Source organism: Streptomyces araujoniae, from assembly GCF_050871195.1.
GTDB lineage: Bacteria > Actinomycetota > Actinomycetes > Streptomycetales > Streptomycetaceae > Streptomyces > Streptomyces bacillaris.
Genome location: NZ_CP194070.1, coordinates 3,980,337 through 3,996,157, shown reverse-complemented (window position 1 = coordinate 3,996,157; position 15,821 = coordinate 3,980,337). Strand labels below are relative to the sequence as shown.

14 protein-coding genes are annotated in these 15,821 nt (G+C 71.0%); 8 read left to right on the top strand and 6 right to left on the bottom strand.

The genetic code is table 11. The features are described 5' to 3' along the window. Positions 1–31 precede the first annotated feature (31 nt). The 4 genes from efeB (at position 32) to ACQ9ZG_RS16940 (ending at position 5,282) form a co-directional block, all read left to right on the top strand. Positions 32–1,369, top strand: coding sequence for an iron uptake transporter deferrochelatase/peroxidase subunit (gene efeB, locus ACQ9ZG_RS16955; RefSeq protein WP_499280762.1), 1,338 nt, complete (start codon positions 32–34; stop codon positions 1,367–1,369). 90 nt (positions 1,370–1,459) lie between these two features. Further along, entirely contained in the window at positions 1,460–2,395 is a 936-nt protein-coding gene (gene pheA, locus ACQ9ZG_RS16950) for a prephenate dehydratase (protein ID WP_028415766.1), read from the top strand. A 785-nt stretch (positions 2,396–3,180) separates the two neighbouring features. Further along, complete coding sequence (gene serS / locus ACQ9ZG_RS16945; RefSeq protein WP_018489896.1) at positions 3,181–4,458, top strand: serine--tRNA ligase; 1,278 nt, start codon at positions 3,181–3,183, stop codon at positions 4,456–4,458. Beyond that, a complete protein-coding gene (locus tag ACQ9ZG_RS16940; protein WP_109915486.1) occupies positions 4,455–5,282 on the top strand; it encodes an HAD family hydrolase in 828 nt (275 codons plus the stop codon). Before serS ends, ACQ9ZG_RS16940 begins: the two co-directional genes overlap by 4 nt. A gap of 145 nt (positions 5,283–5,427) precedes the next feature. On the opposite strand, the gene ACQ9ZG_RS16935 is transcribed toward ACQ9ZG_RS16940, so the two are convergent. From ACQ9ZG_RS16935 to ACQ9ZG_RS16915, 5 genes are all read right to left on the bottom strand, one after another. Then, positions 5,428–6,135: a hypothetical protein gene (locus ACQ9ZG_RS16935; protein ID WP_109915494.1), complete on the bottom strand. Its 708-nt coding sequence runs from the start codon at positions 6,133–6,135 to the stop codon at positions 5,428–5,430. A gap of 311 nt (positions 6,136–6,446) precedes the next feature. After that, a complete protein-coding gene (locus ACQ9ZG_RS16930) occupies positions 6,447–7,166 on the bottom strand; it encodes an ABC transporter permease (protein WP_018489893.1) in 720 nt (239 codons plus the stop codon). A gap of 30 nt (positions 7,167–7,196) precedes the next feature. Continuing rightward, positions 7,197–8,108: an ABC transporter ATP-binding protein gene (locus tag ACQ9ZG_RS16925; RefSeq protein ID WP_028415769.1), complete on the bottom strand. Its 912-nt coding sequence runs from the start codon at positions 8,106–8,108 to the stop codon at positions 7,197–7,199. Next, entirely contained in the window at positions 8,105–9,013 is a 909-nt protein-coding gene (locus ACQ9ZG_RS16920; protein ID WP_109915487.1) for an ABC transporter permease, read from the bottom strand. Before ACQ9ZG_RS16920 ends, ACQ9ZG_RS16925 begins: the two co-directional genes overlap by 4 nt. Beyond that, a complete protein-coding gene (locus tag ACQ9ZG_RS16915; RefSeq protein WP_258312166.1) occupies positions 9,013–10,182 on the bottom strand; it encodes an ABC transporter ATP-binding protein in 1,170 nt (389 codons plus the stop codon). The genes ACQ9ZG_RS16920 and ACQ9ZG_RS16915 overlap by 1 nt, the downstream gene beginning before the upstream one ends. Before the next feature lie 218 nt (positions 10,183–10,400). On the opposite strand from ACQ9ZG_RS16915, the gene ACQ9ZG_RS16910 reads away from it, so the two are divergent. The 4 genes from ACQ9ZG_RS16910 to ACQ9ZG_RS16895 all read left to right on the top strand — a co-directional run bounded on the left by ACQ9ZG_RS16910 (position 10,401) and on the right by ACQ9ZG_RS16895 (position 14,743). After that, the gene (locus ACQ9ZG_RS16910; protein ID WP_018489889.1) at positions 10,401–11,252 is read left to right on the top strand and encodes a M24 family metallopeptidase; all 852 of its coding nucleotides are present in this window, start codon (positions 10,401–10,403) and stop codon (positions 11,250–11,252) included. Then, on the top strand, positions 11,249–13,021 hold the full coding sequence (locus ACQ9ZG_RS16905; protein ID WP_109915489.1) for an SDR family oxidoreductase: 1,773 nt from the start codon (positions 11,249–11,251) through the stop codon (positions 13,019–13,021). Before ACQ9ZG_RS16910 ends, ACQ9ZG_RS16905 begins: the two co-directional genes overlap by 4 nt. Positions 13,022–13,140: 119 nt before the next feature. Further along, on the top strand, positions 13,141–14,052 hold the full coding sequence (locus ACQ9ZG_RS16900) for a MerR family transcriptional regulator (protein ID WP_109915495.1): 912 nt from the start codon (positions 13,141–13,143) through the stop codon (positions 14,050–14,052). A 148-nt stretch (positions 14,053–14,200) separates the two neighbouring features. Next, a complete protein-coding gene (locus ACQ9ZG_RS16895) occupies positions 14,201–14,743 on the top strand; it encodes an RNA 2'-phosphotransferase (protein ID WP_109915490.1) in 543 nt (180 codons plus the stop codon). A 143-nt stretch (positions 14,744–14,886) separates the two neighbouring features. On the opposite strand, the gene ACQ9ZG_RS16890 is transcribed toward ACQ9ZG_RS16895, so the two are convergent. Beyond that, complete coding sequence (locus ACQ9ZG_RS16890) at positions 14,887–15,789, bottom strand: LLM class flavin-dependent oxidoreductase (protein WP_028415775.1); 903 nt, start codon at positions 15,787–15,789, stop codon at positions 14,887–14,889. Positions 15,790–15,821: the final 32 nt, after the last annotated feature.

Sequence of the window (15,821 nt, the reverse complement as noted above, 5' to 3'; positions counted from 1 at the left end):
TGAGCGGCAGGACCAGAACAGGGCTGGGTACGTGAACAGCAGGACCAAGGCAGGAAAGGGAAGCGGCCGGCAGGCACCGGGCTCCGCTTCCGCGGCCGACTCCGCCCCGGGCACGGCCCCCGTCGGCGTCTCGCGGCGCCAGCTGCTGGGCGGCGTGGGCGCGGCGGGCGCCACCGGGCTGGTGCTCGGCGCGGCGGGCGGGGCGGCCGGGTACGCCGCCACCCGCCCCGAGGAGCCGACCGCCCTGACGGCCGTCGGCTCCACCGAGGCGATGTTTCACGGGAAACATCAACCGGGGATCACCACTCCGCTTCAGGCCCGGGGCCATCTCGTCGCCTTCGACCTGGTGGCGGGGGCGGGCCGCAAGGAGGCCGTGGCCCTGATGCGGCGCTGGTCGGCGGTGGCGCGCGAGCTGATGGCGGGCCGCCCGGCGGCCGGCTCGGCGGACGGGCCCGGCCATGACACCGGCATCGCGCTGGACGCGGGCCCCTCCTCCCTCACGGTCACCTTCGGTTTCGGCCGTACGTTCTTCGCGCGTACGGGTCTCACCTCCAGGCTGCCCGCCGCGCTCGACCCGCTCCCCCCGTTCTCCTCCGACCAGCTGGACGCCAGGCGCTCCGACGGCGACCTGTGGGTGCAGATCGGGGCCGATGACGCCCTGGTCGCCTTCCACGCCCTGCGGGCCGTTCAGAAGGAGGGCGCGGGGACGGCACGGGTGCGCTGGCAGATGAACGGCTTCAACCGCACCCCCGGGGCGACGGCCCGGCCGATGACCGCCCGCAACCTGATGGGCCAGATCGACGGGACCGGCAACCCGAAGCAGAGCGACGAGGACTTCGAGCGGCGGGTCTTCGTGCCCGCCTCCCCCGGCACCCCGCACGCGTGGCTGGAGGGCGGTTCGTACGCCGTCGTCCGCCGCATCAGGATGCTGCTGGACGACTGGGAGAAGCTCGCGGTGGACCGGCAGGAGCGGGTCATCGGGCGGCGCAAGGCGGACGGGGCCCCGCTGAGCGGGGGCAGCGAGACCACGCCGCTGGACCTCGACAGGACGGGCCCGGACGGGCGGCTGATGATCCCCGACAACGCCCACGCCCGGATCTCCGCCCCGGAGGCGAACGGCGGGGCCGCGATGCTGCGGCGCCCGTTCTCGTACCACGACGGGATCTCGGAGGACGGCACTCCGGACGCCGGGCTGCTCTTCGTCTGCTGGCAGGCGGACCCGTTCAAGGGGTTCGTGCCGGTGCAGCGGAAGCTCGACCGGGGCGACGCCCTGTCCCCGTTCATCCGGCACGAGGCGAGCGGGCTGTTCGCGGTGCCGGGCGGGGCGGCGGAGGGCGAGTACGTGGGGCAGCGGCTGCTGGAGTCGTGAGGCCGGGTGTCCCGGGGGCCCGGGTCACCCGGTCCCGACCGGATTCTGAGACGGCGAGGCTCCCGCCGTACGGCGCAATAGGGTGAGCGTATGTCAGCCACGCGCTACGCCTATCTCGGTCCCGAAGGCACCTTCACCGAGGTCGCCCTCCGCACGCTCCCGGAAGCCGCCACCCGCGAGCTGGTCCCGATGGTCTCCGTACCGGCGGCCCTGGACGCCGTACGCACCGGAGAGGCGGCGGCCGCCCTCGTACCGATCGAGAACTCCGTGGAGGGCGGCATCACCGCCACGCTCGACGCGCTGACCGGCGGCGAGCCGCTGATGATCTACCGCGAGGTGCTGCTCTCCATCACCTTCGCGCTGCTCGTGCGGCCGGGCACCGCGCTGTCGGACATCAAGACGGTCACCGCGCACCCGGCCGCCCAGCCGCAGGTCCGCAACTGGATGGCCGCCCACCTCCCGCAGGCCGTCTGGGAGTCGGCGGCGTCCAACGCGGACGGTGCCCGGCTGGTCCAGGAGGGGCGGTACGACGCCGCGTTCGCCGGTGAGTTCGCCGCCGCCACCTACGGCCTGGAGCCGCTGGTGACGGAGATCCACGACGCGGAGAACGCCCAGACCCGCTTCGTCCTGGTGGGCCGGCCGGCCCGGCCGTCCGCCCCGACCGGGGCCGACAAGACGTCCGTGGTGATCTGGCTGGGCGACGACCACCCCGGTGCGCTGCTGGAGCTGCTCCAGGAGTTCGCGGTGCGCGGCGTCAACCTGATGCTGATCCAGTCCCGCCCGACCGGCGAGGGGATCGGCAACTACTGCTTCGCCGTGGACGCCGAGGGGCATATCGCGGACCGGCGGGTGGGGGAGGCGCTGATGGGGCTGAAGCGGATCTGTCCGAAGGTGCGGTTCCTCGGTTCGTATCCCCGGGCGGGCGTCTCCGCCGACGAGGTCCGGCCGCTCCGAACGGGCACCTCGGACAACGACTTCACCGAGGCCGCCGACTGGCTGGCGCGCAGCCAGGACGGGCGGATCTGACAGGCCGGTCGATCCGAACGGTCCGGGCGATCCGAACGGGTCCAGGCCATTCGAACGGGTCCGGGCGATCCGGTCGGGTCTGGGCCATGCGATCGGGTCCGGGCGGCTCCCGAAGGCTCCGGCCGACTCCGGCCGACTCCGGTCGGGTCCGATCGGCGCCCCGGTCGGCTCCGGGGCCCTCGGGCGCCGTCGACCGCGCTGCGCTGTGGTCGTACCTACGGATAGTCATCCACCCACAGAGTTATCCACAGGGTGGCTTCTCGACCTGGGGACAAGTCGACACCCCAATGCGACATCATCGACAAATCAATGCAGCAACCCCAGAGGCACCCACAGGCGATCGAGTCGCCACACCCCCTCTCGGATCGCGTGAATTCCCTTGATCAACTCATCAGAGCGACGAATTGCCACCCGAATGAGCGTGCGGGAGGGGTTTCGGCACGGAAGTCGAGGGAAGCGAGAGCCCTTCGTCCACCCTCCGGAACATTCCGTTCCGACATCCACAGAACTTCTTCACAGGCTGTGGATAACCATTCGGAAGCGCCACCCCCTGTGGACAACAGCAGGGAGCAACCCCCCAACTCCCCCTCCACCCAAGGCTCCTGCGTCAATCAAACCCGCACCTTCTGCCCTGTTCAGGGGAGTTAACCCCCGTTATTGACGCAACAGCGGGGGCAGACCTCGCGTTTCACCACCAGAAATACAAATTGCGGCAATTCGGTCAAAGTGACACGCTCGGCAATATCGGTTCGAGTGCGAGATCCGCGCACCGGTAGCCTGGAGGGGTGATTGACCTTCGCCTGCTCCGTGAGGACCCCGACCGTGTTCGCGCCTCCCAGCGCGCCCGTGGAGAGGACGTCGCGCTCGTCGACGCCCTGCTCTCCGCCGACGAGCTGCGCAGGTCGTCCGGCGTCCGCTTCGACGAACTCCGCGCCGAGCAGAAGCAGCTCGGCAAGCTGATCCCCAAGGCCACCCCCGAGGAGCGCGCCGAGCTCCTCAAGAAGGCCGAGCAGCTCAAGACCGACGTCAAGGCGGCCGACGCCGCCCAGGACGAGGCCGACGCGGAGGCCAAGCGGCTGCTGCTCCAGCTCGGCAACATCGTCCACGAGGACGTGCCGGTCGGCGGCGAGGAGGACTTCGTCGTCCTGGAGACGCACGGCACCATCCGTGACTTCGGCGCCGAGGGCTTCGAGCCCAAGGACCACCTGGAGCTGGGCGAGGCGCTCGGCGCCATCGACGTGGAGCGCGGGGCGAAGGTCTCCGGCTCGCGGTTCTACTACCTCACGGGCGTCGGCGCGCTCCTGGAGCTGGCCCTCGTCAACGCGGCGATCGCCCAGGCCACCGAGGCCGGCTTCATCCCGATGCTGACCCCCGCGCTGGTCCGCCCGCGCGCGATGGAGGGCACCGGCTTCCTCGGCCAGGCCGCGGAGAACGTGTACCACCTGGAGAAGGACGACTACTACCTGGTCGGCACCTCCGAGGTCCCCCTCGCCGCGTACCACATGGACGAGATCGTCGACGCGGAGAAGCTGCCCCTGCGGTACGCCGGGTTCTCCCCCTGCTTCCGCCGCGAGGCCGGGACGTACGGCAAGGACACCCGCGGCATCTTCCGCGTCCACCAGTTCGACAAGGTCGAGATGTTCTCGTACATCGACCCGGCCGACGCCGAGGCCGAGCACCGCAGGCTCCTGGAGTGGGAGAAGCAGTGGCTCACCGGCCTCGAACTCCCCTTCCAGGTCATCGACGTCGCCACCGGCGACCTCGGCGCCTCGGCCTCGCGCAAGTTCGACTGCGAGGCGTGGATCCCGACCCAGGGCAAGTACCGCGAGCTGACCTCCGCGTCGAACTGCGACAGCTTCCAGGCCCGCCGCCTCTCCGTCCGGATGCGCGAGGGCAAGAAGGTCCAGCCGCTGGCCACGCTGAACGGCACGCTCTGCGCCGTACCGCGCACGATCGTGGCGCTCCTGGAGAACCACCAGCTGCCTGACGGTTCGGTCCGGGTGCCCGAGATGCTCCGTCCTTACCTGGGCGGGCGCGAGGTCCTGGAGCCGGTCGCCAAGTGACCTTCCCCTTCAAGCTCGTCGCCACCGACCTCGACGGCACCCTGCTGCGCGGGGACGAGACGGTCTCCGAGCGCACGCGCGAGGCGCTGGCCGCCGCCACGTCGGCCGGAGCCGCGCACATCGTCGTCACCGGACGCTCGGTCCCCTGGACCCGGCACATCCTGGACGACCTCGGCTACGAAGGCCTCGCCGTCTGCGGCCAGGGCGCGCAGGTCTACCACGCCGGCGAGCACAAGCTGCTGACCTCGCTCACCCTGGACCGGCAGCTCGCCGGACTCGCCCTGTCCAAGGTCGAGGCGGAGATCGGCCCGCTCGCGCTGGCCGCCAGCCGCGACGGCCTGGAGGGCGAGGTGCTGGTCGGCCCCGGTTACCAGGTGCACGAGGGACGGCTCCCGTACGTCTTCGTGGAGGACGCCTCCGAGATGTGGGCGGCCCCGCTCAACAAGGTCTACCTCCAGCACCCGGAGCTGGACGACGACGCCCTGGCCTCCGCCGCCCGGGCCGCCGTGGGCAACCTGGTCGACGTGGTCATGGCGGGCCCCGGTGTGGTGGAGATCCTCCCGCTCGGGCTGAGCAAGGCGACCGGCCTCTCGCTGGCCGCCCGCCGGCTCGGGGTGAAGGCCGCCGACACCATCGCCTTCGGTGACATGCCCAACGACATCCCGATGTTCGGGTGGGCGCGGCACGGCGTGGCCATGGCCAACGCCCACGACACCCTGAAGGCCGTGGCGCACGAGATCACCGCGTCCAACGAGCACGACGGCATCGCGGTCGTGCTGGAGGAGCTGCTCCGTACCGGCTCCGTCGCGGCCACGCCCCACTGACGCACAGCCTGACGCACCGCCCTTGAGGGCCCTGCCCGCCGCCACCGGATGTCCGGGGCGGCGGGCAGGGCCTTTTCACGGCGCCTCCCGTCAGGTCACGGCGCCTTCCCGTCAGGTCGGGGTGCCTCCCGCCGGGCGGCGGCGGTCAACGCCGCCCGGTGCGGCGCCGCAGGTCCCTCAGCTGGTACGCGAAGGCCTCCATCCGCGCGTCGAACCGGGCGTCCATCCGCGCGACCTCCTGCGACAGATCCGACAGCCGCACACTCATCGCCCCGACCAGCTGCTGGGTCGCCTCGACCTTCCGCTCCAGACCGTCCAGCCGCTCCGACATCCGGCAGAGCACCGGCCCGAGCTCCTGGAGCGCACTGCCGACATCGGCGAGGCAGCTCTCGATCCGGGTGACCCGAGCCTCGAGCGCCTCGTACGCGGCCCGGAGCGTCCCCTCCGCGTCGAGGAGGTAGGTACGGACGCAGCGGGCGATGTCGCTGTCGCGAAGAAGCATGGCGACGTTGAGGACGGTTCGGCGGGTGTAGAGGGTCAGTTGGGTCACTGCCTGTGGATAACTTTCCCCCTGCCCACCTTCCCATAGGGACAACATGTCCCTATGGAATACGTGCAGCTCAGAGCCTCGGAGCAAGGTGAGACCGTTCTCCGTCACCTCTTCCCGATGGCGCTGGGTCAACTTTTTGATGACCTCTGTGGATACTTCGAAGTAACGTGCCACATCCTCTGTGCGAACGTGAATTCCGTCGGGGAGCATGACAAGGCTCTTCACCTTGTCCAGGACATCGACGCGCCCCATCTGCTCGACGCGCAGCGCGCGCGATTCGAGCAGGGCGACTTCCGTGGGCATGGGCATGCCTTCCGTACGAGGGAACGACAAGGGAGCGCCCCTACCCCGGGCCGCAGGGGTGGAGGACGCTCACGGTTGCCACTCACTCGATGACCGGACCGGTGGGCTCCGGCCTCACCCGGGTCCGGCTAACCCCGATTTCACGAACGCTACGACGCCACGGATTCCAGTTGCCTCCACGCACCCTGCCCAACGACCCGATAAACGTACGGTTACGCGCACAGTTGTCCCGCTCATACGACAACCCCGCCCCTGGGACACCAGGGACGGGGGTCGTACGGGATGCCACCGGGATCAGCCCCGGCGCGGGCTCACTCCTCGCCGGCCAGCTTCAGCGCCCGCAGCTTCTGTCCGGCGTACCAGGTGGCGGCCACCGTCACGGCGGCCAGCAGGATCGTGGCGAGCGGCAGGCCCACGTCCGAGGTGACCATGCCCTGACCGGCGACCTTCTCGGCCACGGCGAGGGACCACTGCTGGACGCTGAGCGTCCGCGCCCCCGGCACCAGGCTGCCGAAGAGGGCCTCCCAGACCAGCGCGTACACCAGGCCGATGACCACCGCGTGGCGGCTGACCGTGCCGAGCAGCAGGAACAGCGAGCTGTACGCGATCGAGGCGACCAGCGCCGCGATGGTGTAGGCGACAGCGATCTGCTGCCCGTTGCCGTTGAGGATCAGCCCCGCGAGCAGGGTCGGCAGGGCGGAGAAGACCATGGTCACCGCGATGGCGACGATCAGCTTGGTGAAGATGATCGTGGGCCGCTTCACCGGCTTGGCCAGGAGATAGACGATCGAGCCGTCGTCGATCTCGGGGCCGATCGCCCCGGTCCCGGCGATCACCCCGATGAGCGGGACCATCGTGGCGATGGCGAACCCGCCGAGGACGTTGGTGGCGACCTGGTCGTCGGCCCCGGCGAACATGCGGACCGCCGCCGCGATGACCAGCAGCAGCGCGGGGAGGACGAACAGGATGGCGGCCCGGCGCCGGCCGAGCAGGGCCCGGTAGGTGAGCCGGGCGACTGTGGGGTCGTACATGACGGTGCACAGCTCCTTTCAGGCCACTACTCAGGCCGCTACGAGGTAGGAAAAGACCGATTCGAGGGACTCGTCGGACGGGGAGACGGTCAGCAGCCGGATGCCCTGTTCCCGGGCGACCTTCGGCAGCAGTTCGGTGAAGCGCCCGAAGTCGACGGCCTGGATACGCAGGGCCTTCTCGGTCAGGTCGACCTCGATGCCGGCCGTCGACGGGTCGGCGATGAGCGCGGCGGCCAGCGCCCGGTCGTCGCTGGAGCGGACCAGATAGCGGTGCGGCCGGTCCTTCATCAGCCGGCGGATCTTCCGGAAGTCGCCGGAGGCCGCGTGCCGTCCCGCCACGATCACCTCGATGTGCGAGGCGAGCTGCTCGACCTCCTCCAGGATGTGCGAGGAGAACAGGACCGTACGGCCTTCCGCGCCCATCCGCCGCAGCAGCTCCATCAGCTGCATCCGCTGGCGCGGGTCCATCCCGTTGAAGGGCTCGTCCAGCAGCAGCACCGAGGGCTCGTGGACCAGCGCGGACGCCATCTTCACGCGCTGGCGCATGCCCTTGCTGTACGTGGAGATCTTGCGGTCCTGCGCGTACTCCATCTGGACCGTGGCGAGCGCCCGCTGCGCCTCGGCCCCGCCCAGCCCCTGGAGTTCGGCGTTGGCGACGACGAACTCCTTGCCGGTGAGGAAGTCGTACATCCCCTCCCGCTCGGGAACGATGCCGATCTTCTTGTAGACGCTCTCGTTGCGCCAGATCTGCTGTCCGTCGAGCGTGACCTTCCCCGTCGAGGGGGCGAGGAATCCGCCCATCATGTTGATGAGCGTGGACTTCCCGGCGCCGTTCGGGCCGAGCAGCCCGGTCACCCCGGGGCCCACCGTCATGGAGACGTCGTTGACGGCGACCACATTGCCGAACCAGCGCGAGGTGTGGTCGATCTCGATGGTGGTCACAGCCCGACCCTCCGGTAGCGGCGCATGAGGACGGCGTACGAGCCGGCGACGAGCGCGAGGACAACGAACAGGTAGAGCACGCCCATCCCGGCCCCCGGTCCTTCCCCTCCGGGGAAGGAGGCGGTGGCGCCGAGGAACGCGGTCTGTACGCCGCTGATCAGGGTGATCGGCGAGAAGAGGCCGAGCCACTCCACGGCCCCGGGCGAACCGGTCTCCCAGGCGATGACCTGGACCGTGGAGACGGCCCCGTAGGAGATGGTCAGCAGCGCGATCACCGCGGCCACGCCGAAGCCCCGGCGCGGGGTCAGGGCGGCCATCACCAGGCCGAGCCCGGCGAACAGCACAGACAGCAGCGCCACCGACACCAGTCCCTGGCCGAACCACTTGGTCTGGTCCACGAAGTCGAACTTCGCGAGCAGAGCGCCGACGTAGAGGATGAGCAGCGGCGCCCCGGTGAGGATGAAGAGGGCGGTCGCCGTGGCGGCGAACTTCGCGCTGACGTAGTCGGAGCGCTCGATCGGCCGCGAGAAGTACAGGGGGACGCTCTTGAACCGCAGGTCCCTGGAGACCGCCTGCGGGGCCTGTGCGGCGATGAAGAGGCCGATGACCGCCTGCATGTAGAGCGCGTACGACGTGTACTTGACGACGAGCTTGGTGGAGTCGGGCGCGGCCATGGAGACGGCCACCAGGATCGCCGCGACCAGGGCCATCACGCCGAACAGCAGCATGGGGAGCACCTTGGACTTGGCGGAACGGCCGAGTCCGAAGGAGCCGCGCAGGGTCTGCGAGTAGAGCGAGCGGCGGGCGTAGGCCCGGCCGAGCCGCCTGCCGTCGTAGGAGCGGTAGCCGATGTTGTGGATCCGGGAGGTGTCGCGCCCGGCCGCGGACGTGGTCTCGGTGCTCATCACGACCGCTCCCCTTCCTGCTGGTACGGCCCCGGCGTGGCGGCCTGCTGTACGGGATCGCCCTGGGCCTGCTGTACGGGTCCGGCGGAGGCCTGCGGTACGGGTCCGGGCCCGGCGGTGGCGGCCTGGGCCGGGACGGCCTCGGTGCGGGCCGCGCCCTGTTCCGTACGGAAGACCTCGGCGATCTGGTGGCGGCGCTGCTCCATGCGGACCAGGCCGAGCCCGAGCCCGGCCACGCTGTCGCGGACCAGGTCGTAGGTCTCCTCGCCGGTCGCCTCGACGAGCAGGATGTGGCCCGCGCCCGGCAGCCCTTCCGTGTCGAGCCCGTCGTGGCCGAGCAGGGTGGCCCCGGCCCCGGTGAGGACCTTGCGCAGCGCGTCGGTGCCGTCGGGGTGGGCGTCGCTGTCGGTGACCTCCACCGCGAGGGTGGTGGTGATCTGGGTGAAGTCGCTGGTGGAGCTGGAGCGCAGGAGGGCACCGCCGTCGATGACGACGACGTGGTCGCAGGTGCGCTCCAGCTCACCCAGGAGGTGCGAGGTCACCAGGACGGAGATGCCGAAGTCGGTGTGGATGCGGCGGATCAGGCCGAGCATCTCATCCCGGCCGACCGGGTCCAGACCGTTGGTCGGCTCGTCGAGGAGGACCAGCTGGGGGTCGTGGACCAGGGCCTGGGCCAGCTTCACCCGCTGCTTCATGCCGGTCGAGTAGCCGCCGATGGGGCGGTAGCGCTCCTCGTAGAGGCCGACGTGGCGCAGGGTGTCGGCGGTGCGCTCGCGGGCGGCGGTCGGCGGCAGACCCGACATGCGAGCCATGTGCACGACAAACTCGGTGGCCGAGACGTCGGGCGGGAGGCAGTCGTGCTCCGGCATGTACCCCACCCGTTCCCGGATGGCGGCACCGCTGGTCGCCACGTCGAGCCCGAGCACCGCGGCCCGGCCCTCGGTGGCGGGGGAGAGACCCAGCAGGATCTTGATCAGCGTGGACTTGCCGGCCCCGTTGGAACCCACCAGACCGGTCACACCTGGTCCGATGTCCAACGTGAGCCGGTCGAGCGCGGTCACCCGGGGGAACCGCTTGCTCAGGGCTTCGGTAGCGATAACGGCAGTCACGGATACGACGGTAGTGGCGCGGGCCACAGCGATCGTCAGCCCTGACGGCTGGATCGGCATCAGACTCCAGGCGTACGGCCCCGTAGGGGGACCCCGCGAAGGAGGAGTTCCCGGCCCCGGGAGCACGCCGTGACGGCTCGGGCCACGGGGCGGCTCCCCCTCGAACGGGAGTTGTCCACAGGCCGCGCACACCTCTTGACGTAGCCGCTGGACATTGTCACATTCATCAGTGTCACGTTACGGGCACGTACCGCACACGGCAGGGAACGGACGGTGGCATGGTCTCGGCAGTGCAGGACGAAAACGCCCCGGAGCTGCGGGGGTTCAGGGAAGTGCAGCGCCTGGCCTACGCCTGCGCCGAGGCCGTCGCCGGTCAGCTCAGATCGGGGGTGACCGAGCGCGAGGCGGCCCGGATGCAGCGGGTCTGGCTGCGCGAGCGGGGCGTGCGGGACTGGTTCCACCTCCCCTTCGCCTGGTTCGGGGACCGGACGGCGTTCGCCGGTTTCAAGGTGCCGCTCCAGTTCTTCCCGACCGACCGGAAGCTGGAGCCGGGCATGCCCTTCATCCTGGACATGGCCCCGGTGTACAAGGGCTACACCGCCGACATCGGATATGCGGGCTGCCTCGGCCTCAACCCGCTCCACGACAGGCTCCTCGCCGATCTGGAGGCGCACCGCGAGCTGATCCTGCGCCAGGTCCGCGAGCGCCGATCGCTCCGCGAGATCTACGAGGACGTCGAACGCCTGATGACCGCCCAGGGGTACGCGAACAGGCACCGCGCCTACCCCTTCGGCGTGATCGCCCACAAGGTGGACCGCGTGGCCGAACGGCGCTGGTCCCCGCACGTGTTCGGGTTCGGCACGCAGTCCCTCAAGGGGCTGCTGAGCGACGCGGTGCACGGCCACCGGGACGGCTGGTCGCCGCTCTGGAGCCCGTACCGCTTCTCCGACCATCCGCCGCAGCCGGGGCTGTGGGCGGTCGAACCGCACCTCGGATTCCGGGGTACGGGCGCGAAGTTCGAGGAGATCCTGGTCGTCACCGACTCCAAGGACCCCGAGCAGAGCGCCTTCTGGCTGGACGACGATCTGCCGCATGTGCGGCGCTGGGCCGAGGAGAAGGTGGCGGCGTGAATCTGCCGGGAGCGCGTGAGCGCCGGGTACGTACGGGTGGCGTCGAGCTGTGCGTCGCCGAACTGGGTGACGGGGAGCGGCCGACGGTGGTGCTGGTCCACGGGTATCCGGACAGCAAGGAGGTCTGGTCCGAGGTGGCCGTGCGGCTGGCCGAGCAGTGGCACGTCGTGCTGTACGACGTGCGCGGCCACGGCCGTTCCACGGCCCCGAAGCCGCTGCGCGGGGGGTTCACCCTGGAGAAGCTGACCGACGACTTCCTCGCGGTGATCGACGCCGTGAGTCCGGACCGGCCGGTCCATGTCGTCGGGCACGACTGGGGGTCCGTGCAGTCCTGGGAGTTCGTCACGGTCGGCCGGACCGAGGGCCGGATCGCCTCGTTCACCTCGATGTCCGGCCCCTCCCTGGACCACTTCGGCCACTGGATCAAGCAGCGGATGGCCCGGCCGACCCCGCGCCGGGTGGGCCAACTGCTGGGCCAGGGCGCCAAGTCCTGGTACGTGTACATGCTCCACACCCCCGCGCTGCCGGAGCTGGCCTGGCGCGGGCCGCTCGGCAAGCGGTGGCCCGGCATCCTCCAGCGGCTGGAGAAGGTGCCCGCCGGCGACTACCCGACCGCCTCCCTGCCCGACGACGCGGCCCGCGGAGCCTGGCTCTACCGGGACAACGTCCGCGCCCGGCTGGGCAGGCCGCGCCCCGACGCCTACGCCCACGCGCCGGTCCAGCTCATCACACCGACCGGTGACTCCTTCCTCTCCGAGCGCCTCTACGACGACCTGGAGCAGTGGGTCCCCCGTCTGGTGCGCCGGTCGCTGCCTGCCAAGCACTGGGTCCCGCGCACCCGGCCGGACCAACTGGCCGCCTGGATCGGGGATTTCGCCGCCGCCAACGAGGCGGGCGGCCAGGAGGGGCCCACGGACCGGCAGTCCGCGGCGAAGGGCCCGTACGCGGAGCGGTTCGGCGGTCAGCTGGTGCTGGTGACGGGCGCCGCATCCGGCATCGGGCGGGCCACGGCCTTCGCCTTCGCGGAGGCGGGCGCCCGGGTGGTGGCCGTGGACCGGGATGCGGAGGGGGCCGCCAGGACGGCGGAGCTGGCCCGGCTGATCGGGGCCCCGGCGGCCTGGGGCGAGGCGGTCGACGTCAGCGACGAGGCGGCGATGGAGAAGCTGGCCGACCGGGTCGCCGCCGAGTACGGAATCGTCGACGTCCTGGTCAACAACGCCGGGATCGGGCTCTCCGGCTCTTTCCTGGAGACCACGAGCGAGGAGTGGAAGCGCGTCCTCGACGTCAATCTCTGGGGCGTCATCCACGGCTGCCGGATCTTCGGCAGGCAGATGGCCGACCGGGGCCAGGGCGGCCATATCGTCAACACCGCCTCCGCTGCCGCCTTCCAGCCCTCCCGCGCCCTGCCCGCGTACAGCACGTCGAAGGCGGCCGTGCTGATGCTGAGCGAGTGCCTGCAGGCCGAGCTGGCGGAGCAGTCGATCGGGGTGAGCGCCATCTGCCCCGGCATCGTCAACACCAACATCACCGCCACCACTCGCTTCGCCGGGGCCGACGCGGCGGAGGAGCAGCGGCTGCGGAAGCGGACCACCCGGCTCTACGGGCGCCGCAACTACCCACCGGAGAAGGTCGCCGACGCCGTCCTGGCGGCGGTCGTCCGCAACCGGGCCGTGGTGCCGGTGACTCCGGAGGCCCGCGGCGCGCGGCTGCTCTCCCGGCTCAGCCCCGGAGCGCTGCGACGGCTCGCCCGAGTGAAGCCGCCGCTGTGACCGGACGGGAGGCGGGCGCGGCCACGGGTGCCACGGGTGCCACGGGTGCCACGGGTGCCACGGGTGCCACGGGTGCCACGGGTGCCACGGCGAACGGCAGCGGCGGTCCCGAGTACCGGATCGAGGATCTGGCCCACGCCAGCGGAGCCACGGTGCGCACGATCAGGGCGTACCAGGACCGGGGGCTGCTGCCGACACCCGAGCGGCGCGGCCGGGCCAATGTGTACGGGGAGACCCATCTGGCCCGGCTGCTCCAGATTGCGGACCTGCTGGACCGGGGCTACACCCTGGCCAGCATCAAGGAACTGCTGGAGGCATGGGACGCGGGGCGGGGGCTGGGCGGTGTGCTCGGCCTGGTCGCCGAGGTGCACGGCCCCTGGACCGACGAGGAGGCCGGCCGGATCACCCGCGCGGAGCTGGACGCGAAGTTCGGCGGCGCGCAGGACGACGAGGCGATCGCGGAGGCGGTGGAGCTGGGGGTGCTGGAGCGCGTCCCGGGGACGGCCGACGAGTTCCTCGTCCCCAGCCCCCAAGAGCTGGCCGTGGCGGTCGAGTTGCACGCGGCCGGTGTGCCCCTGCTCGCGATCTCCGGCCATCTCAAGGAACTTCGCGGCCAGGTCGAGCACATCGCCTCCCGCTTCCTGGAGTTCACCACCGAGCATGTCTTCGCCCGCTATCTGGGCCATCGCCCGCCCACCGACGCCGACGCGGCCGAGGCGGCGTCGATGGTGCGCCGTCTCCGCCCGCTCGCACAGCAGACGGTCGACGCCGAACTGGCCCGTGCCATGCGGATGTTCGCCACCCGGCATCTGCACCACCACCTCGGCGCCCAGGAGAGCGCCATCGAGGGGAGCGAAGCCCGCCCGGTCCTGCTCCCGCTCCGCACAACCCGGGCCGTTCAGGATCTGGTTGGCCCCGACCAGGTCACGGCCTTCGTCACGGCGGCGACCGAACGCGAGGTGCAGGCACGCACTTTGGATGGGCTCGCCTCATCTCACCTGATAGCCAACAAAGTTAATGAAAAGGGTTAAAACGCCTGCCAGTTGTCCACAGAGTCGTCAAATACCCTGTGGATAAGTCGAGTTGGTTGTGGATCAAACATCGATGCGAAGAAATCCGAAAAGAACCCTGTGCGAAATCCGGATGCACCGATGATCCGCCTGGGGGCACGCTGGCGGGATGGACGAACGCCGCACCGTCAAGGTGTCCAAGTACCTCTCGGCCCATCTGCGCCACCGCCCGGAGCGCATCGGGATCGCGCTCGACGAGAACGGCTGGGTGGATGTCGAGACCCTGCTGAGTGCGGCGGCCCGGCACGGTTTCCCCCTCACACGTGCCGAGCTGGACCACGTCGTCGCCGCCAACGACAAGCGCCGCTTCACGGTGGACGGCGACCGCATCCGCGCCAACCAGGGTCACACGGTCGCCGTCGACCTGGACCTGCCGCCCGCCGAGCCACCGGCGTACCTCTACCACGGCACCGTCGCCCGGGCGCTGGACGCGATCCGGGCCGAGGGCCTGCGCCCCATGGCCCGCCACCACGTCCACCTCTCCCCCGACCGCGAGACGGCTACCCGGGTCGGCGCCCGCCGCGGCCGTCCCCTGGTCCTCACGGTGGACGCGGACGCCATGCACCGGGCCGGCCATGTCTTCCGGGTCAGCGCCAACGGAGTCTGGCTCGCCGACGCCGTACCCCCGGAGTTCCTGCGCCTGCGCGAATGAGCCGGAGCGTGCGGCCCGGGACGCGCGATCCGGGGCGCGGCCCGTCACGCGTGAGCCGCCGCACGGCCCCTGGGCGGGCTGCCGCCCCTCGGCCGACTCCTGCTCCTCGGCCGAAGGCCGCCCCTCGGGCCGGCTGCTGCCTCTCAGGCCAGTTGCGCGAGCGCCTCGGTCGCGATGCGCTCGTAGACCGCCGGGTCCGTGTCGAAGTCGGAGTCCGGGATCGGGGCGTGGATGGCGATCTCGGTGAAGCCCAGCTCCGCGTGGCGGCCCGCGAAGTCGACGAAGGCGTCCACCGACTCCAGCGGGGTGTTGCGGTCGGGGGTGAAGCCCGTGAGCAGGATCCGGTCCAGCTCGGAGGCGTCCCGGCCGGTCTCCTCGCAGGCGGCCTCCAGCCTCTTGCCCTGCTCCCGCAGGGCCTGCGCCGACTGTTCCGGGGTGCCCTCCTCGTACAGCTTCGGGTCGCCCGTCGTCACCCACGCCTGCCCGTGCCGGGCGGCCAGCCGCAGCCCGCGCGGGCCGGTCGCGGCGACCGCGAAGGGGAGCCGGGGGCGCTGGACGCAGCCGGGGATGTTGCGGGCCTCGACGGCGGAGTAGTGCGTCCCCTCGTGCGTCACCGCGTCCTCGGTGAGCAGCCGGTCCAGCAGCGGTACGAACTCGCCGAAGCGGTCGGCGCGCTCCTTCGGGGTCCACGCCTCCTGGCCCAGCGCGGTGGCGTCGAACCCGCTGCCTCCGGCGCCGATGCCGAGGGTGATCCGGCCGCCGGAGATGTCGTCCAGGGAGATCAGCTCCTTGGCCAGGGTCACCGGATGGCGGAAGTTGGGTGAGGTGACAAGAGTGCCCAGCCGGAGGCGCTGCGTCGCCGTCGCGGCGGCGGTGAGCGTGGGGAGAGCGCCGAACCACGTCCGGTCGCGGAAGCTGCGCCAGGAGAGGTGGTCGTAGGTGTAGGCGGTGTGGAAGCCCAGCTCCTCCGCTCGCCGCCAGCGGTCGCGGCCCCCCTCGTGCCAGCGGTCGACGGGCAGGATCACGGTGCTCAGGCGCAAGGTCATGGGCCCGAGCCTACGGCCGCCACAGCCCGTGC